17 protein-coding genes are annotated in these 18,255 nt (G+C 62.5%); 8 read left to right on the forward strand and 9 right to left on the reverse strand.

Going from position 1 to position 18,255, the window contains the following annotated elements:
* The first annotated feature begins 112 nt into the window (after window positions 1-112).
* Complete coding sequence (locus HJB82_RS19745) at window positions 113-1,267, forward strand: site-specific DNA-methyltransferase (protein WP_221141076.1); 1,155 nt, start codon at window positions 113-115, stop codon at window positions 1,265-1,267.
* 119 nt (window positions 1,268-1,386) lie between these two features.
* Here the strand turns inward: HJB82_RS19745 and HJB82_RS19750 are convergent, their stop codons facing one another.
* The 3 genes from HJB82_RS19750 to mutY are packed head-to-tail and all read right to left on the reverse strand — an operon-like array spanning window position 1,387 to window position 3,477.
* Window positions 1,387-1,752: a nuclear transport factor 2 family protein gene (locus HJB82_RS19750; RefSeq protein WP_221141078.1), complete on the reverse strand. Its 366-nt coding sequence runs from the start codon at window positions 1,750-1,752 to the stop codon at window positions 1,387-1,389.
* 4 nt (window positions 1,753-1,756) lie between these two features.
* The gene (locus HJB82_RS19755) at window positions 1,757-2,371 is read right to left on the reverse strand and encodes an HAD family phosphatase (protein ID WP_221141080.1); all 615 of its coding nucleotides are present in this window, start codon (window positions 2,369-2,371) and stop codon (window positions 1,757-1,759) included.
* 2 nt (window positions 2,372-2,373) lie between these two features.
* Window positions 2,374-3,477: an A/G-specific adenine glycosylase gene (gene mutY, locus HJB82_RS19760; protein ID WP_221141082.1), complete on the reverse strand. Its 1,104-nt coding sequence runs from the start codon at window positions 3,475-3,477 to the stop codon at window positions 2,374-2,376.
* A 108-nt stretch (window positions 3,478-3,585) separates the two neighbouring features.
* Between mutY and HJB82_RS19765 the strand changes: the two genes are divergently transcribed.
* The 5 genes from HJB82_RS19765 to HJB82_RS19785 all read left to right on the forward strand — a co-directional run bounded on the left by HJB82_RS19765 (window position 3,586) and on the right by HJB82_RS19785 (window position 9,121).
* The gene (locus HJB82_RS19765) at window positions 3,586-4,083 is read left to right on the forward strand and encodes a DUF721 domain-containing protein (protein WP_207583262.1); all 498 of its coding nucleotides are present in this window, start codon (window positions 3,586-3,588) and stop codon (window positions 4,081-4,083) included.
* A gap of 70 nt (window positions 4,084-4,153) precedes the next feature.
* A complete protein-coding gene (locus tag HJB82_RS19770; RefSeq protein ID WP_207583263.1) occupies window positions 4,154-4,378 on the forward strand; it encodes a DUF6290 family protein in 225 nt (74 codons plus the stop codon).
* Window positions 4,362-4,631 (forward strand): type II toxin-antitoxin system RelE/ParE family toxin, encoded by a 270-nt coding sequence (locus tag HJB82_RS19775; RefSeq protein WP_183696222.1) that lies wholly within the window; start codon window positions 4,362-4,364, stop codon window positions 4,629-4,631. The genes HJB82_RS19770 and HJB82_RS19775 overlap by 17 nt, the downstream gene beginning before the upstream one ends.
* Before the next feature lie 155 nt (window positions 4,632-4,786).
* Window positions 4,787-5,557: a DsbA family protein gene (locus tag HJB82_RS19780; RefSeq protein WP_405049050.1), complete on the forward strand. Its 771-nt coding sequence runs from the start codon at window positions 4,787-4,789 to the stop codon at window positions 5,555-5,557.
* Between the two features lie 102 nt (window positions 5,558-5,659).
* Window positions 5,660-9,121: a chromosome segregation SMC family protein gene (locus HJB82_RS19785; RefSeq protein ID WP_221141084.1), complete on the forward strand. Its 3,462-nt coding sequence runs from the start codon at window positions 5,660-5,662 to the stop codon at window positions 9,119-9,121.
* Between the two features lie 62 nt (window positions 9,122-9,183).
* On the opposite strand, the gene HJB82_RS19790 is transcribed toward HJB82_RS19785, so the two are convergent.
* The 3 genes from HJB82_RS19790 to HJB82_RS19800 are packed head-to-tail and all read right to left on the reverse strand — an operon-like array spanning window position 9,184 to window position 13,242.
* Window positions 9,184-11,289: a hypothetical protein gene (locus tag HJB82_RS19790; protein ID WP_221141086.1), complete on the reverse strand. Its 2,106-nt coding sequence runs from the start codon at window positions 11,287-11,289 to the stop codon at window positions 9,184-9,186.
* A complete protein-coding gene (locus HJB82_RS19795; protein ID WP_221141088.1) occupies window positions 11,282-12,361 on the reverse strand; it encodes a toxic anion resistance protein in 1,080 nt (359 codons plus the stop codon). The genes HJB82_RS19790 and HJB82_RS19795 overlap by 8 nt, the downstream gene beginning before the upstream one ends.
* Window positions 12,358-13,242, reverse strand: a complete 885-nt coding sequence (locus tag HJB82_RS19800; protein ID WP_259669777.1) for a hypothetical protein — start codon at window positions 13,240-13,242, stop codon at window positions 12,358-12,360. The genes HJB82_RS19795 and HJB82_RS19800 overlap by 4 nt, the downstream gene beginning before the upstream one ends.
* Window positions 13,243-13,885: 643 nt before the next feature.
* On the opposite strand from HJB82_RS19800, the gene ppdK reads away from it, so the two are divergent.
* Window positions 13,886-16,594 (forward strand): pyruvate, phosphate dikinase, encoded by a 2,709-nt coding sequence (gene ppdK / locus HJB82_RS19805; RefSeq protein ID WP_221132231.1) that lies wholly within the window; start codon window positions 13,886-13,888, stop codon window positions 16,592-16,594.
* 45 nt (window positions 16,595-16,639) lie between these two features.
* Here ppdK and HJB82_RS19810 read toward each other — a convergent pair whose 3' ends face one another.
* On the reverse strand, window positions 16,640-16,915 hold the full coding sequence (locus tag HJB82_RS19810) for a hypothetical protein (RefSeq protein ID WP_221132230.1): 276 nt from the start codon (window positions 16,913-16,915) through the stop codon (window positions 16,640-16,642).
* Between the two features lie 366 nt (window positions 16,916-17,281).
* The gene (locus tag HJB82_RS19815) at window positions 17,282-17,476 is read right to left on the reverse strand and encodes a hypothetical protein (protein ID WP_221141090.1); all 195 of its coding nucleotides are present in this window, start codon (window positions 17,474-17,476) and stop codon (window positions 17,282-17,284) included.
* Between the two features lie 103 nt (window positions 17,477-17,579).
* Between HJB82_RS19815 and HJB82_RS19820 the strand changes: the two genes are divergently transcribed.
* Complete coding sequence (locus HJB82_RS19820; RefSeq protein WP_207583269.1) at window positions 17,580-17,825, forward strand: hypothetical protein; 246 nt, start codon at window positions 17,580-17,582, stop codon at window positions 17,823-17,825.
* 29 nt (window positions 17,826-17,854) lie between these two features.
* Here the strand turns inward: HJB82_RS19820 and HJB82_RS19825 are convergent, their stop codons facing one another.
* On the reverse strand, window positions 17,855-18,244 hold the full coding sequence (locus HJB82_RS19825; RefSeq protein WP_207583270.1) for a hypothetical protein: 390 nt from the start codon (window positions 18,242-18,244) through the stop codon (window positions 17,855-17,857).
* Between the last annotated feature and the right edge of the window lie 11 nt (window positions 18,245-18,255).

The raw sequence follows: 18,255 nt of genomic DNA on the forward strand, positions 1-18,255 counted from the left end.
GCGATGTCATCAGCAATAAATTCCCGAAATCGGCCGCCGCTTCAGGCTTTGGTAACGAAGTTGGGTAACCATAACGGAGAGTTAAGCGTCAAGCGTATGAGTGAGTATCAGAATGGCATCAGTTTTTCCGCTTGCCGGCCTCAAGGCTTCCGTCCGGTCGGGTTCCCGGCCGGATTCTCGGTCGGGGTCTTGGGTCGACACGATCATCAAGGGTGATTGCGTCAGCGCCCTTGAGGCTCTGCCCAGCCACTCCGTCGATATCATCTTTGCCGATCCCCCGTATAATCTCCAGCTCGGCGGAACGCTACATCGTCCCGACCAGTCGCTGGTCGATGCCGTCGATGACGAATGGGATCAGTTCGCTTCGTTCGAGGCCTATGATGCCTTTACCCGCGCCTGGCTGCTGGCCTGCCGGCGTGTGCTGAAGCCATCAGGCTCGATCTGGGTGATCGGCTCCTACCACAATATCTTCCGCGTCGGCGCCACGCTGCAGGATCTGAATTTCTGGATCTTGAACGACATCATCTGGCGCAAGACCAACCCGATGCCGAATTTCAAGGGCCGCCGCTTCCAGAACGCCCATGAGACGATGATCTGGGCAAGCCCCAATGCCAAGGCCAAGGGCTATACCTTCAATTACGATGCGATGAAGGCCGCCAATGACGACGTGCAGATGCGCTCCGACTGGCTGTTCCCGATCTGCAATGGCAATGAGCGGCTGAAGGGCGAGGACGGCAAGAAGGTGCATCCGACCCAGAAGCCGGAAGCGTTGCTTGCCCGCGTCATCATGGCCTCGACCAAACCAGGCGATATCGTCCTCGATCCCTTTTTCGGCTCGGGCACAACAGGCGCCGTCGCCAAGCGCCTCGGCCGCCACTTCGTCGGCATCGAGCGCGAACAGGATTATATCGATGCGGCCTCGGCCCGCATCGCCGCCGTCGAGCCGCTCGGCAAGGCGGAACTGACCGTCATGACCGGCAAGAAGGCCGAAGTCCGCGTCGCCTTCAACGTGCTGGTCGAAAGCGGCCTGATCAAGCCCGGCCAGGTGCTGACCGACGCGAAGCGCCGCTACAGCGCCATCGTCCGCGCCGACGGCACCGTGGCTTCAGGCGGCGAGGCCGGCTCCATTCATCGTCTCGGCGCCAAGGTGCAGGGTCTCGATGCATGCAACGGATGGACCTTCTGGCATTTCGAAGACGGGCAGTCCCTGCGCCCGATCGACGATCTCAGGTCCGCCATCCGCAGTGATCTGGCAAAGGTGAAGTGAGCAGCACCTTCGACGGATCGAAATACCTTCTTCCGGTTTCCCTCCAGTTGCGGAAGAAGGCCAAGGCGCCCGGGGTTTGAGCCCCGGGCGTCTTCTATTTGAGCTGGGGAATGCGGCAATCAGAAATCCTGGTAATCGGTGACGTCGACCCGAGTGATGCGCCCGTCGCCATTGAAGGTGATCGTCTCCTCGCCCTCGCGGATCAGCGGCTTGCCCGTCTGGCTGTGGGTGGCACGAAGCGACCAGACCGCCCGGCCGGATTGGGCCGTCAGCGTCTCCACCAGCGAATTTTCCGCCGTCTGATCGGGATAGTCTTCGAAATACTTGCGGAAGGCGGCCATGATCTCCCCGCGCCCGGCAAGGCTGCCGACGCCGTTCGAGACATAGGTGGCGTCCTCGGCGAAATAGGCCTCGATCGCGGGGAAATCGAGGGCGTTGATGGCGGCATGAAAGCGTTCGATTTCTTCTGCCGGGTCGAAAGCCATGGGATCAGACCTTCAATCCGTAAGCGGCAAGATCGTTGCGCAGTTTCTCGGCACCCGAAAACAGCACCGCATTCCAGCCGAAGGCCTCAGCACCTTCGACATTGACCGGCGCGTCGTCGATGAAGATCGTCGCCTTGGGATCGAGGCCGAAGCTGTTCGTGTGCGTCTCGTAGATGGCGAGATCCGGCTTGATCAGGCCGACATTGCCGGAAACGGTGACGCCGCGCGGCTTGCTCAGGAAAGGGAAGCGCATTTGCGCCTCGCGGAAGGTGTCGGAGGCGAAGTTGGTCAGCATCGTCACGTCGCGTCCTTCGGCGATCAGCCCTTCCATGATCGCGACGCTGTCGTCATAGGCGTGCGGCACCATCTCGTGCCAGTGTTTGCGGAAGGCGCGAATATGCTCCTCACGCGCCGGGTGCTGTTCGATCAGCAGCGCTTCGGCCTCCGCCCATGTGCGGCCGCGGTCCTGCTCGATGTTCCAGTCATGGGTGCAGATATTGGCGAAGAACCAGTTGCGCTCGGTCTCATCGGGAATGAGGCGGCTGAAAGGAAGATGCGGATCGTAATGAATAAGAACTTTGCCGATATCGAAAACGATATGTTTTATCTCGGTGGTCATGGTCATCCCTTGGATGTTTTGAACGCGAGTGGAATAGCCGCTGCGATCGCTTTTTTCATGATGGTCGGCAGGGCCTGCGCTTCAAGATTTGTAACCGGCTCCCACCATTCGTCATCCCCGCCGCCATTCGTTCTCGGCTTGCCGGCGATCGCCGCCCGCCAGATCGACAGCCGGAGCTCGAAATGGGTGAAGACATGGATGACGGTGCCGCATGCCTGCCAGGCCGCCTCGAAGGGCGCGGCTGAGGCCGAGGTTTCGCCGTCGAGGCGCGCCGTCCAGGCCGTTGTCGGCACCTCGGTCATGCCGCCGAGCAGGCCGCTGTCGATGCGCCGCCGCAGCAGGATCTCGCCATCGTCAGTCACCGCGATGAAGGCCGCGCCCTGCCGCACCGGCTTTTCCTTCTTTGCCGCCTTAACCGGAAAGAGCTCGGGATCGGAAAGTTTCAGCGCCTCGCAGGCGCCGCGGAACGGACAGAGCGAACAGGCCGGCCGTTTCGGCGTGCAGATCGTCGCCCCGAGATCCATCATCGCCTGGGCAAAATCGCCTGGCCGCAGAGCCGGCGTCAGCGCCGCCACCTTCTGCTTCATCAGTGGCTTTCCCGCCGGAAGCGGCGTGTCGATCGCATAGAGCCTGGAGATCACCCGCTCGACATTGCCGTCCATCACCGCCGCCTGCCGGTTGAAGGCAATGGCCGCGACGGCCGCTGCCGTATAGTCGCCGATCCCGGGCAGGGATTTGAGCCCTTCTTCGGTATCGGGAAAGACGCCGCCATGCTCTTTCGCCACTGCTTCGGCGCATTTCTTCAGGTTGCGGGCCCGCGCGTAATAGCCAAGCCCCGCCCAGGCGGCCATCACCGCGTCGCTTTCGGCCGCGGCAAGATCGGTCACCGCAGGCCAGCGTTCGAGAAACCTGGAGAAATAGGGTTTGACCGCCTGCACCGTCGTCTGTTGCAGCATCACCTCGGAAAGCCAGACGCGATAGGGATCGGGTTTGACGCCGCCGGCCGCCATGCCGGGCGAGACCCGCCAGGGCAGGTCGCGGTGGTGGCGGTCGTACCAGTCGAGCAGGGGCTTTGCGGAGGGAGTGTCGGGTTTCGTGAGCGTCATGATTTGCCGGGATCGGGGGAAGTGCCTATACTTGGCGAAGCAATGCCGCGCGATCAAGCCGGTGATGCGAATTGCCTGTGCGATTGGCAGGGGCATCCAAGGGTTTCGATGAGTTATCCACGCAAAGGTGCAAAGCAGATTTCCGAGCTGGCGAACGGGCTGATCGATCCCGTCCTGGCGCGCCGCGCCGGCATCAACACGGCCCTGCTCGGCTCATGGAGCGAAATCGCCGGCGAGGATTTTGCCGATTGCACCCGCCCGGAAAAGATCGCCTGGGCCCGCGGCGGCAATGAGGTCGGCGGCTTCCGCCCCGGTGTGCTGACGATTGCCTGCGAAGGCGCGCGCGCGCTTTTTCTCACCCATGCCCAGGGTGAACTCATCCAGCGCATCAACAGCTTCTTCGGCTTTGCCGCCGTCCACCAGATCCGCATCGTCCAGAAGCCGGTCTCAAACCCCGCCCGCCGCTCCCGCACCCCGCCGCCGCTGAAGGGCGAAGCCGCCCGCAAGCTCGAAGGCATGATGGAAGGCATAGAGGGCGACAAACTGCGCCAGGCGATCCAGCGCTTAGGGACCGCGGTGATGGGCAAGCGGGGAACTCAACGCTGACATTCGATCGCTCGGGCTGGCGATACAGCCCTTAGGATGCTATACGTGTATAGCATTCAGGAGAAAAATCATGCTGGCCTTGCGGTTGCCGCCCGATATCGAAGCACGGCTCGATGAACTTGCCAAGCGCACGGGCCGCAGCAAGAGTTTCTATGCACGTCAGGCCATCCTCGAGCATCTCGACGATCTCGAAGATATATACCTCGCCGAAAAACGCCTCGAAGAACTTCGTCGGGGTGAGAGCGATAGCGTGCCGCTGGCCGAGCTGATGGCGCGTCATGGTTTGGAGAATTGAGTTTCACCGGGCAGCCGAGCGTGAGCTTGAGAAGCTTGGGCATGAGGCGGCTCGCCGAATACTCCGATTCCTGAATGATCGCGTTGCAAGGTTGGACGATCCACGATCCATCGGAGAGGCGCTTAAGGGGTCTGAACTCGGGGATTTCTGGAAGTATCGCGTCGGGGACTATCGAGTGATCGCAAACATCGACGATGGGGCGGTGCTGATCCTCATCGTGCGGATTGGCAACCGCCGCGATGTCTATCGATGAATCCGCATACGCATCGATCGCAATTTTGGCTAGCGGTCCCATCACGGTCACAATTCTTTGAAGGAAGTTGGTGAACCGTGGCTTGTGAGCGGCCGCCAGCCGTTATATCGCACAGTCACGCCGTCACTCTCATTGCTTATGGGGAACCCATGCAGATGTCTGAAATGCAACTGACGAAACGCCGCCTCCTGGGTGGGATCGCCATCGCCGCAGCTGCCGCAGCGCTTGTCGCCTGCAACGACAGCAAGGACGCTGCCGATGCTTCGTCCTCCGGCAAGACCCTGGCCGACGGCACCAATGTCGACACCATCCAGACGGCGGCGACATCGCCGGCCGAAACGCCGCAATCCGATGGCGATGTCGACATGGCCGCAGTGCTGAAGCCCGGCCCGCTGCCTGAGATGGCGCTCGGCAAGGCTGACGCCCCGGTCAAGATCGTCGAATACATGTCGATGACCTGCCCGCATTGCGCCCATTTCCACAACACCACCTTCGATGCGATCAAGCAGAAATATGTCGACGCCGGCAAGGTGCAGTTCATCATTCGCGAATTCCCCTTCGACCCGCGTGCCGCCGCCGCCTTCATGCTCGCCCGCTGCAGCCCCGCCAATCCGGAGCAGCTGAGCACGCCGGAGCAATATTTCCCGATGGTTTCGATGCTGTTCAAGCAGCAGCAGGTCTGGGCCGCCGCCGATGACGGCCGCAGCGCACTGCTGCAGATGTCGAAGCTCGCCGGATTTACTGAGGATAGCTTCACGAAATGCTTGACGAACCAGAAGCTTCTGGATGAAGTGAACGCCGTGCGGGAAAGAGGTTCCAAGGATTTCGGCGTCAATGCCACGCCGACTTTCCTCATCAATGGCAAGCGCTACTCTGGAGACATGCCGGTTGAAACCTTGTCGGGGCTCATCGACAGTCTGCTCTGAACCGATCCGTTTGACGATAACGGGCGACGGTGAAAGCCGTGCGCCCGTTTTTTTGTGGCTGCGGTGCGGCTCCTTGCCCACCCCGCGCCGCGGAGCTTCTGCATGAAGTTCAACAAGCTGCGCCTGGTCGGCTTCAAATCCTTCGTCGAGCCGACGGAATTCATCATCGAGCGGGGGCTGACCGGCGTCGTCGGCCCGAACGGCTGCGGCAAGTCCAACCTCGTCGAGGCGCTGCGCTGGGTGATGGGCGAGAATTCCTACAAGAACATGCGCGCCTCCGGCATGGACGACGTGATCTTTTCGGGCTCGGGAAACCGCCCGGCCCGCAACACCGCCGAAGTGGCGCTCTATCTCGACAATGCAACGCGCACCGCGCCTGCCGCCTTCAACGACAGCGACGAGATCCAGGTCACCCGCCGCATCGAGCGTGAACAGGGTTCGCTCTACCGCATCAACGGCAAGGAAAGCCGCGCCAAGGACGTGCAACTGCTGTTTGCCGACGCCTCCACCGGCGCCCGTTCGCCGTCGATGGTCGGGCAGGGGCGCATCGGCGAGCTGATCCAGGCAAAGCCGCAGGCCCGCCGCCAGCTGCTGGAAGAGGCGGCCGGCATCTCGGGCCTGCATTCCCGCCGCCACGAGGCCGAATTGCGGCTGCGGGCCGCCGAGGGCAATCTCGAGCGTCTCGACGACGTCACCTCGCAGCTCGAAAGCCAGATCGAGAGCCTGAAGCGGCAGGCCCGCCAGGCAAACCGCTTCAAGACGCTGTCTGCCGATATCCGCGCCCGTGAGGCGATGCTCTTGCATATCCGCTGGGTGCAGGCCAAGGAAGCCGAGGCCGAGGCCGACAGCGCGCTGAACCAGGCGACCGTCGTCGTCGCCGAAAAGGCGCAGGCCCAGATGGAGGCGGCCAAGAACCAGGCCATCGCCAGCCTGAAACTGCCGGAACTGCGCGAGGGTGAGGCGCGCGCCGCCGCCGCTCTGCAGCGGTTGCAGATCGCCCGAAGCCAGCTGGAGGAGGATGTCGGCCGCATTCTGCGCCGCCGCGACGAGCTGACACGCCGTCTCGCCCAGCTTGGCGAGGATATCCGCCGCGAGGAGCGACTAGTCGCCGACAATGCCGTTATCCTGGCAAGGCTCGATGCCGAAGAGGCCGAGATTTCCGAAGTGCTGGCCGATTCCGGCCGTTATGCCGAGGAAACCCGCGAGGCCTTCGAGGGAGCGGCGGCAAAACTTGCCGACAGCGAACGCATCTTCACCCAGCTGACCGCCGAGCGCGCCGAGGCCGCTGCCGGCCGCAACCAGCTGGAGCGCGCCATCCGCGATCTCGCTGACCGCAGGATGCGCCTCGAACGCCAGATGAATGAGGCCAACCACGAACTCGCAACCATCGGCGACAAGATCGCCGGCCTGCCTGACCCGGATGAAAAACGCGCCATCGTCGAGGCCGGTGAAATCGCGCTCGCCGACGCCGAAGCCGCCGTCCAGCTCGTCGAGCAGGCGCTTGCCGCCGCCCGCCAGACCGAGGCGCTGGCGCGCGCGCCGGTCGATCAGGCCCGCTCGAGCCTCAATGCGCTGGAAACCGAGGCCCGCACCATTTCCCGCATGCTCGCCGCTGGTGCCGCTGCCGGCGAATTCCCGCCGGTTGCCGATGAGCTGAAGGTCGATCGCGGCTTCGAAACAGCACTCGGTGCTGCCCTCGGCGACGATCTGGAATCGCCGCTCGCTGCCGAGGCCCCGGCCCATTGGTCTGACAATGGCGATGGCGCTGGCGACCCGGCACTGCCATCCGGCGTCACGCCGCTGCTTGCCCATATCAGCGCGCCCGCCGCACTCACCCGCCGCCTGCGCCAGATCGGCCTGGTCGGGGAAGGGGACGCAGAGCGCCTGATGGCGGCGCTGCAGCCCGGCCAGCGGCTGGTGACGAAAGACGGCGCCGTCTACCGCTGGGACGGCCACGTGACAGGCGCCGACGCCCCGAGCGCTGCAGCCCTTCGCCTTGCCCAGAAAAACCGCCTGGCCGAGCTCGAAGGCGAGGCAGCCCTTGCCCGCGACGTGCTTGCCGAAGCCGAGGAGCGGCAGGCCGCCGCCGCTGATGCGATCCGCGGCGAAGAACGACGGCTTGCCGAGGCCCGCGACATGAGCCGGCTGTCCTCCCGTCATCTCGCCGAAGCACGCGATGCGCTTGGAGCCGCCGAGCGGGCCTCCGGCGATCTGATCCGCCGCCGCGATGTCGTCAGTGAGGCGGTCAGCCAGCTGGGCGCGCAGCTGGAGGAGGTCGCCATCCAGGAAGAGAATGCCCGCATCGAGCTGGAGGACGCGCCCGATCTCACCGCGATCGACGAGCGGCTGCGGTTCCAGCAGGCGGAGGTGGCGGCCGATCGCGGCGCGCTGGCCGAAAGCCGCGCCCGCCATGAAAGCCTTGCCCGGGAAAACGAGGCCCGCCAGCGCCGCATCCTGGCGATCGGCCAGGAGCGCGAGACCTGGCGCCAGCGCGCGCTAAGCGGCGAAGATCAGGTCGCCACCCTGCGCGAGCGCGAGGAAGAGGCGCGTGAAGAGGCAGCCGAGCTCGAATTGGCGCCGGATGAATTCGACGACAAGCGCCGCGCTTTGATGAGCGAATTGCAGAAGGCCGAGGAGGCGCGCCGCAACGCCGGCGATCTTCTGGCCGAGGCCGAACGCATCCAGCGCGAGGCCGACCAGAAGGCGACGACCGCACTGTCGGAACTTGCCGAATGCCGTGAACGCCGCGGCCGCGCCGAGGAGCGCCTGGTTTCCGCCCGCGAGAAGCGCCAGGAAGGCGAAAGCCGCATCCGCGAGGTCCTGAATGTCGCCCCGCACGAAGCGCTGCAGCTGACCGGGCGTCCGGCCATGCAGGCGCTTCCCGATCCGCGCGAGGTCGAGCGCGAGCTGGAGCGCCTCAGGATCGAACGCGAGCGGCTCGGCGCCGTCAACCTGCGCGCCGACGAGGAACAGAAGGAGCTGAGTGACAAGCTCGAAGCGCTGATCAGGGAACGCGACGACGTCATCGACGCGATCCGCAAGCTGCGTGGCGCCATCCAGAGCCTCAACCGCGAGGGCCGCGAACGGCTGATCGCCGCCTTCGACATCGTCAATGCCCAGTTCAAGCGGCTGTTCACCCATCTTTTCGGCGGCGGCACCGCCGAGCTGCAGCTGATCGAATCCGACGACCCGCTGGAAGCCGGGCTCGAAATCCTCGCCCGGCCGCCGGGCAAGAAGCCGCAGACCATGACGCTGCTCTCAGGCGGCGAACAGGCGCTGACGGCGATGGCGCTGATCTTTGCCGTCTTCCTCACCAATCCGGCGCCGATCTGCGTGCTCGACGAAGTCGACGCGCCGCTCGACGACCACAATGTCGAGCGCTACTGCAACCTGATGGATGAAATGGCGGCGTCGACCGAAACCCGCTTCGTCATCATCACCCACAATCCGATCACCATGGCCCGCATGAACCGCCTCTTCGGCGTCACCATGGCCGAGCAGGGCGTCTCCACCCTCGTCTCCGTCGACCTGCAGACCGCCGAACGCCTGCGCGAGATCGCCTGAATTTCTTCCCCGCGGCCGGGCTGATTGCCGGCGTCGGTTGACGATCGAAGCCGAGCTCCGGTCTAAAGCTGATATCGGCCGCGCTCTTCCAGGAGGGCTTCGATCCGGCGGCGTCGCGCAACGGCGATTGCGACAAAGGATGTGACAACAGCCGCGAGCCCCAAGCTTCCGATGGAAAGCGTCAGCAGCCACCGTCCCAACCGCCGCACCAGCGATGGAAAATCGGCATTGAGCCAATTCATCGCATTCGCAGTGTAGCCGTTGGCCGAGACCCAATCCCGCACCAGCGCCAAGCGCTCGCAATGAACGCCGGCATACAAAACCTTCATCTCGCTGACCTGGTTGAGGAATTTCGCGGCATCGACGACATTCCCCTCGAGATAGGCGATCTGTGCAAGCGTATAGGCCGCGAGCGAAGCATCGATCTCCGTCGGCGCAGCGGGGGAAGCGGACTTGTTTTCTGCCGCGATTGATCCACGAAGATTGACGTCCAGGCCGCGGAAACTGTCGGTAACGGGCTGTGAGGGCACTATGAGCCCGCCGTTCGCCCGGCCGGCAGCAAGATCCAGCTCCGAACGTAGACGCTGCGAGAATTGCTGGGATAGGGCTTCACGAAAAGAGTGCTGGGCAAATCGATAATCATCGATTGCGAAGAATGCGACAAAAGTCATCGCGGCCACCGCGCCGAGATATCGCGATCGGCGCGTGGCAAGAACGATCGCGGCAAGGCATATCGGATATTTGAGCCAGTTCAGCAATATGGGCCCGACCGTCCAGTCTTCAGCGCCGGCGATAACTGCAACGCCGTTCTGCTGCGCATAATCGGCCGCGCTTCCGGCAAGCGCCACAAAATGGAAGGCGGTGTTATCAGTCGCCTCAGGCAGCCAGATCCAATAGGCGCCGAAAGCTGACAGCGCCGCAAAGGCCAGAAGACCAAAGACAAACAAAAGGTAACCGCGTGCGCGTGAGGCGATTGCTTCGATCGCACGCTCGCCGTTGGCAATCGAAAACGGTTTTGGCAGTTTATTGGCGATGCGGCTGCCGAACACGCCTGCCGCGCGTTTGACCGCGCCCGGCAGGTTGGCACGGCGCTGTTCCAGCTCGCGCTCGATCGACAAAATCCTTCGGCTCCGGCGCGCAATCCACCAGCCGAGCCCATTTGTCAGTGGCGCGGCGATGGCAAAGATGAGTGCGGCCGAAAGCAGCAAGTATGCCTTTTGCGATTGAGCGGCATTGTCGGCCAGGAGTTTTTCGCGAGCCTGCGGCCCAAAACCGCCGGAGGCCAGCGCGAAGTTCCGTATCGCCTGAAAACGGGCCTGGTCGAAATTGTTCAGAAGGAAGCCGCTTGTTTCCAGCTTGTCGAGTGCGGCCGCGGCAGCAGCGCTGTTGCCACGAAGAGCCTCCGCTTGCGCCAGGAAATACGACATGATCTTCGCATTTCCATCCGGTTGCACTAGGTGATCTCCGTTCGCATCAGCGGCAGCCTGGTAGACGCTTGCGGGCAAATCGGACGGGCGGATCACCCGGTATTTTTCATAGGTCGGACGAGCACTGAAATCCCGGGAAAGGTCATACATCAGACTGCCGACAACCGGGATACCCGGAATGCCGGCGACAATAATGGCAATGATCGCGCGGCGGGAAAGCGGAGCGTGAAATATCAGGGCAATGAATGCAAACAAGGCGAACGCAAAGGGCGCGAGCAATTCTGCCCGCCCGAACAATCCCCATCGTATCAGAAAGAACGCGACTGCCAGGCCCGTGAAAAACCAACGCCCCCTGATGATCATTCCTGCCGTCGCAAGGGCGATGATGAAGGAGACATAGTGCACGTAATCGGGGAGCGTCCAGAGCCCGGTCGGAACTGAAGAGTCCGTGGATTTGACGCCTGACAGGCCAAGGGCATTGGTGAAGCCGTCGAGCACATAGATCGAGCCGCGCAATATCCGCAGGTCGGTCGGATCGGATGGCCATGCATAGGCCGCGGCGAAGAGCAGCATGAAGGCGGCGAAAGCCGATCCCTGTGCCAGCAACGACAGCAGATTGGACCGACGGCCCAATCCGACATGCTCTTCTTCACCGGTCTGATCGATCTTTCCCGATATGGGAGCCGGCTCAGACGAAGCTGAGCCGAGCACCCGCTTGCCGAAAGCCGAGGCGTCAGCCACCGGCAACTCCAGCGGCTTTCACGCTGGACAGCATCTCGCTGCGAAGCCGTTCCAGCTCGCCGATCGCCTGACGGCGGTCCGTCGCACCCTTCTCATGGACATCGCGAACGTCGGTCAGCGTCAGCAGGATTTTATCATGGACGTGCTGGAGCGTTTCCACATCGACGACGAGGCGCTGGTTGGATTTCGCCGTCGCCACCGAATTCTGGTGCAGCAGCTCGGCGTTCCTGCGCATGATGGCGTTCGTCGCATTGTCGATGGTGTCTGCCAAAGCGACGGCGCTTTTCTGCTCGTCCAGGGTCAGGGCCAGCATGAATGCGCGTTTCCACGCCGGCAAGGTTAACTGGCGGATCGTCTGGAACTTGTCGACGAGCGCGAGATTGTTTGCCTGAATGATGCGAACCATCGGCAGGGTCTGCATCGCCGCGTGCTGAAGGACACGCATATCGTCCGCACGCTTCGAAAGCTGCTGACGATTTGCTTCGAGGACGGCGAGGTGCTCGCTCGAGGCAAGATCACCGGATCCACTGTTCTGGCGGCCAATCTCGTCTTCCATGTCGTGAAGCCGAATCTCGATGGCCTCGACATGTTTGCCGAGTGCTGCATACTCAACGCGAACGCCCTCGTACATGAGCTGATAGTCATGATTTCGCCGCGACAGCGTCTGGGCCGTTGTCTCGATTTGCGCAACGAGCTTGTCTACCTGCCCTTTGACGGTGTCGAACCGAGCGATGGCACGTTCCTTTGATCGCGCGATCCGCTTGAAAAGGCCGCCGATGATGGGAATTCGTCCAGTCGAGTTATCGAGTGACGACAGATTGAACTGTTGAGCCGCGAGCACGATCTCGTTCAACTGAGCCCCGGTGTCGTCGAGGTCGGTTGCGCGCGCCGTTCCGAGAATCTCGTCGGCATACTGGGATGACCGCTCGGCGACTTCGTGGCCAAATTGCTGGATCGAGAGGGCCGAGAACAGATCAATGGTGGCCGCCAGACGCGCGACGTCCGGATCCACCTGATGTTCGCTGGCGACCGCACTGGAGGCGTCGTGCAGTGGCAATGCTGCTTTCATCATTCTTGTCCAACCTTCTTCAGGAAGCCTATGAGATTGCTGTGAGCATCGAGAAACGCAGTCACGACGGAACTGCGCGGTGTGATTGCTTCGCCATGAATGATCGCCAGCGCATTTCGCTGCCAGAGCGGCAACAGCAGTGTTTCAATGTCGGTGAATCGGTCGAGCAGTGAAGCAAGCACACTCGCAGACAGCTCGATCTGCTGAATCGTCAGCGTGTTGGCAGCCTCGATCGCGATGATGTTGGCAAGACGTCTCTCAAATCTGGCGACGAGAGCGAGGTCTGAACCGCTCGACCGCGAAATGAGCAACTTCTTGGCGTCCCCGATCACGCCGGCAAGACGCGCCTGTTCGTCGATGAGCTCAAGTCGCGTTCTGTCGAGAATTCCCCTTATGCGCCCCCCAGCCTGCGCAGCCCGGCTCAATTGCCGGAACACATCGGCGACCCTGTGGCTTGCAAGTTCGAAGCCCAGGCGGGCTTCGACGGCTGCGCCGGTGAACCGACCGATCAGGCCCTGCTTCCGCAACATCTTCTGGAGATCGATGTCCTCGAGCATTTCGATCAGCTCGCTCGCTGAACTGCGGATGTCGCGAGCCGGCGCCGAACTCAGGATGTCATTATCCATCCTCGGTGAGCGAGCTGCCACGTCCAGGGCCGCAACCGCGTCGTCGTCGATTACTGCTGAAGCAGGCTGCTCTTCGACATTGTTCGGAGCGGGATAAGAATGGTTGGTGCCGTAGGCCATCGCAATACTGAGCTCAAAAGAATGCAAATCTTCTGAAAGACAATTTCGGCGGGAACATTGAAAATTGAATGAATTTGGTTGTGCGCCTTTTACTGGCATCAAAAATGTCGGCGTCGGCTGCTCACCGCTTGGCAGCATTCGGAGCCAGGCGCCCCCTGTTGTCACTTAGGGCCGAGCATGATTCCAGCCTGGCCGGCGCAATTTCAGCAAAGCCGTGACGCGGTTTTGCGCCCAGAAATTGCGTGAAATCAGAAAACTGGGAATAAACACCAAAAAAGGTCGGCTCTCTTGCCGCCTGTACCCCATTTGGGTGATGCTCTTTTCGCTGACTTGCATTAGAAGTTGTTTCGACGCAACCTAATTACCCAGCTGAAAAGCTGGCAATCAAGCGTTGCGCATTGTCGAATTTGCGTGCGGTTTTCCGGGCGAGGGCAAGAACCGGAAGCCGTTAGAGTAATTCCAGGGAAGGACAGATCTGTTTTCCCCGGAGTTGCGTAAGATGATGGTCAGAGCGGTTCCTTTTTCAAAAAGCTGAACCGTTCCTGGGTTGTGGGACCCCCCGTCCGGTTTTCCTGGCCGGACGGAAACAAGGCTTTGCGGGACATTGTTGCAGTCCCGCAAAGCTTTTTTTGTACCTTTTTCTTGTTCCCACCGGCTTTCAATCGTTTCGACCGCGGCCGTGCCGAAGATTTATTGTGCAGCGCAACATTTCGCCGCATTTGTCGATTTTCATTTCAACACCAACGGATTAAGCTAATCCCGGTTTGGTGTTGGGGGGAAGATGACCAAGTGGGTCTATACGTTCGGCGACGGGCAGGCTGAGGGCCGGGCGCGCGATCACGAGATTCTCGGCGGCAAGGGCGCCAATCTCGCGGAAATGTGCGCCCTGGGGCTTCCCGTTCCGCCGGGGCTGACGATCGTCGGCGATGCCTGCAACACCTATTACAAGAACGGCCGCCATATCGAGAACGCTGTGAAGGTCGAGGTGCGCGCCGGCATTGCTGGCATCGAGGCAATCACCGGCCGCCGCTTTGGCGCCGGCAGCCAGCCGCTGCTGCTTTCGGTGCGCTCCGGCGCCCGTGTTTCGATGCCGGGAATGATGGACACCGTGCTCAATCTCGGCCTCAACGACGAGACCGTGCAGGCGCTCGGCCATGATGCCGGCGACGCGCGGTTTGCCTGGGACAGCTACCGCCGCTTCATCCAGATGTATGCCGATGTCGTCATGGGTCTCGGCAACGACGCCTTCGAGGAAATCCTCGAAGACGAGAAGGCCAAGCTCGGTCACGAATTCGATACCGAACTCAGCGCCTCCGAGTGGCAGCATATCGTTTCTCTCTACAAGCGGCTGATCGAGGAGGAACTGGAGCAGGAATTCCCACAGGATCCCGAGGTGCAGCTCTGGGGCGCCGTCGGCGCGGTCTTTTCCAGCTGGATGAATGCACGCGCCGTCACCTACCGCCAGCTTCACAATATTCCCGGAGCCTGGGGCACGGCGGTCAACATCCAGGCGATGGTCTTCGGCAATCTCGGCAATGCGTCCGCCACCGGTGTTGCCTTTACCCGCAACCCGTCGACCGGCGAGAAGGCGCTGTACGGCGAATTCCTCGTCAATGCGCAAGGGGAGGATGTCGTTGCCGGCATCCGCACGCCGCAAAGCATCACCGAGGAGGGCCGGATTTCCTCCGGCTCGGAAAAACCGTCGATGGAAAAGCTGATGCCGGAGGCGTTTCGCGAGCTTTGCGGCATTTGCACCGAACTCGAGATCCATTACCGCGACATGCAGGATATCGAATTCACCATCGAGCGCGGCAAGCTGTGGATGCTGCAGACCCGCTCCGGCAAGCGCTCGACCCGGGCGGCAATGAAGATCGCCGTCGATATGGTCGACGAGAAGGTGATTACCGAGGAGCAGGCGGTGCTGCGCATCGAACCATCAAGCCTCGACCAGCTGCTGCATCCGACGATCGATCCGCGTGTCACCCGCCAGGTGATCGGCACCGGGCTTCCGGCTTCGCCGGGCGCTGCCACCGGCGCCATCGTCTTCACCGCCGAGGAGGCCGTCGAGGCCGAGGCCGAAGGCCGCAAGGTCATTCTGCTCCGGGTCGAGACCAGCCCGGAGGATATTCACGGCATGCATGCCGCCGAAGGCATCCTGACCACCCGCGGCGGCATGACCAGCCATGCGGCGGTCGTTGCCCGCGGCATGGGCATCCCCTGCGTCGTCGGCGCCGGCACCATGCGCATCGACATGCGCAACGAGCGGCTGCTCGGCATCGGCGTCACCCTGAAGAAGGGCGATATCATCACCATCGACGGCTCGGCCGGCCAGGTGCTGAAGGGCGAGGTGCCGATGATCCAGCCGGAACTGTCGGGCGATTTCGGCCGGATCATGGGCTGGGCCGACCGCGCCCGCCGCATGACGGTGCGCACCAATGCCGATACGCCGGCCGATGCGCGCGCCGCCCGTTCCTTCGGCGCCGAAGGCATCGGCCTTTGCCGCACCGAGCACATGTTCTTCGAGGGCGAGCGCATCCATGCCATGCGCGAGATGATCCTCGCCGTCGACGAGAAGGGCAGGCGGCTGGCGCTCGACAAGCTGCTGCCGATGCAGCGGCTGGATTTCACCGGCCTCTTCACCGTCATGCACGGCCTGCCGGTGACGATCCGCCTGCTCGACCCGCCGCTGCACGAATTCCTGCCGAAGACCGACGACGAGGTGGCCGAAGTCGCCTTCGCCATGGGCATGGAGGCGGCAGCGCTTCGCCAGCGCGTCGATGCGCTGCACGAGTTCAATCCGATGCTCGGCCATCGCGGTTGCCGGCTGGCGATCTCCTATCCCGAAATCGTCGAGATGCAGGCCCGCGCCATCTTCGAGGCGGCGGTTGCCGCAGCTAAGGAGACCGGGGCGGCCGTCGTGCCGGAGATCATGGTGCCGCTGGTCGGCCTGCGCTCCGAGCTCGATTACGTCAAGGCGCGCATCGATGAGGTCGCCGGCAAGGTCATGAACGAGGCCGGCATGAAGATTGATTATCTCGTCGGCACGATGATCGAGCTGCCGCGTGCGGCGCTCCGCGCCCATGTGATTGCCGAAGCCGCCGAATTCTTCTCCTTCGGCACCAACGACCTGACGCAGACCACCTTCGGCATCTCGCGCGACGACGCCTCCGCCTTCATCCCCACCTATCAGCGCAAGGGCATCATCGAGCACGATCCGTTCATCTCGCTCGATTTCGACGGAGTCGGCGAATTGATCAGCATCGCCGCCGAACGCGGCCGGCGCACCCGCAACGACATGAAACTCGGCATCTGCGGCGAACATGGCGGCGACCCGGCCTCGATCCGCTTCTGCGAGACGATCGGGCTGGACTATGTCTCCTGCTCGCCGTTCCGCGTGCCGATCGCCAGATTGGCGGCGGCGCAGGCGGTCATCTCAGGAGGTCTTTCAGACTTCCGGTCGGGAGGTCTGAAAGACCTCGGGGGGAAATAGTCAGATACCGGCAAGTGCCCGCGGACGCCCTTAGGGCGCCTGGGATCAATGATGATGGTGCCAGTGATCGTGGTAGACATAGGGCCCGTTGAGATCCCAGGCCATGCTCTGCATCATCTCGGCACTTTGCGCCCGCGATTCGGCCCGCCGGTCGAGATCGATGCGCTGCAGGCAGGTGGCAAACCCATCCGTGCCGCGCCGGAAACCATAGCTCAGGCACCGCCCTTCATCCGCTGCCCGCCGCTCCTCCGGCGTCATCGTCTGGCAGGCGGAAAGCGCGGCGGCAAGGGTGGCAATGGTGATGAGGAGGGAAAGGCGCATCGGGGTATTCCTTGCTTTTCCCTGAGGAAATGCCATTCGGGTCCGGGCGTCAAGCTGCGGCGGGGAGGCGTGTAGTGGATGTGAACGGTTTCTCCCGCCTATCCCACCCTCCGTCATGCTCGGCCTTGAGCCGAGCATCCACGCCGCATCCATCAGCAGCAGCCGTATGGATCCCAGGCTCAAGGCCTGGGATGACGGAGAGTGTGGTTGGCGTTTCCGTCAAACTCGTCGCCAGAGAACAGGGACACACTACACCGGGTGCTCAATTGGCCCAGCGTTTACTAAGTTCCAGTGCCTGTCACAGTGCGCCCAAATCCTTCGGTAGGGGACACTCCGCACAGGAGCGAGCGGGCGTGAAGATGACGCTCACGCCGCCCCAGCCGGATCCCCGATCGGCAGCAGCGCCGGATCGAGCGGGTCCTGTGGGTTCTTCGTGTCCGACGGGTCCTGCACCGGCGTCAGCGGCGGCTTTTGCTGGGTGGGGTCGGGAATGCCGGGGGTCGGCGTTGGGCCGCGCGGCGTGTCGGCATTGGGGATCGGCATCGGGTCTCTGTTGGGCATGATCGCCTCCTTTTCAAAAAAGGAACGGCATCCCCCGCATATGGTTCCACTTTCGCCACCGGAGATTCCTCTGTAAGAGAGGTCGGCAAACACTGGAACGAGCATGGCCATCCGCGATCGATTTTCGAAAAAACTGAACTGTCCGCAATGCGGCAACGAGGGCTTTGCCGAAGCCTCGGAAGTTGACGATCCGAAGCGCAAACACCCGGATTTCAAGGTCGATCGGCTGCCGCGCGGCTTTGGCGTGCAGCGGCCTTCCAATCACCAGGAAAATTTTGTCATCAAGTGCGAATGCGGCCGCAAGTTTCCCTTTCGCAGCGTTGCGGAAGCGGCGGCCGAGCGGCGCTAGCCCATCTCTCGGCATCACGCTTCGAAGCTCTAGATCCGCTCCAGCACTTCGATGAAAGCTTCGGCGAAACGCACCAGATGCGCGGTTTGCTCATCCGGCGCCTGCATACGGATTTCGGTGCCGGCATAATCGAGCAGCGCCAGCACGACGCGCATCTCACTGCCGTCATCGGGAATGCGCAGCACCGCGATGCGGCGGCAATCCTCGATAAGACCCCCGGCCGGCAGGTCGAACAGCAGCTCGCCACCCGACCGTTGCGCCGCCTGGCGCACCGCCTCGCAGAAGCCGGCATCGCCGCCGGCATAACCTTCGAGCGAAAGTTCGAGCTCGACGAGCTCCATCGGCAGCATCGGCTCGCTGTGGTCGATCCCGCCAAGCGCAGACGCCTGCGGCCTTGCGGCTATCTCGGTTGAAATCATCCCGTCTCTCC

Origin of the sequence: Rhizobium sp. NZLR10, assembly GCF_019685125.1 — a bacterium.
Taxonomy (GTDB): Bacteria; Pseudomonadota; Alphaproteobacteria; order Rhizobiales; family Rhizobiaceae; genus Rhizobium.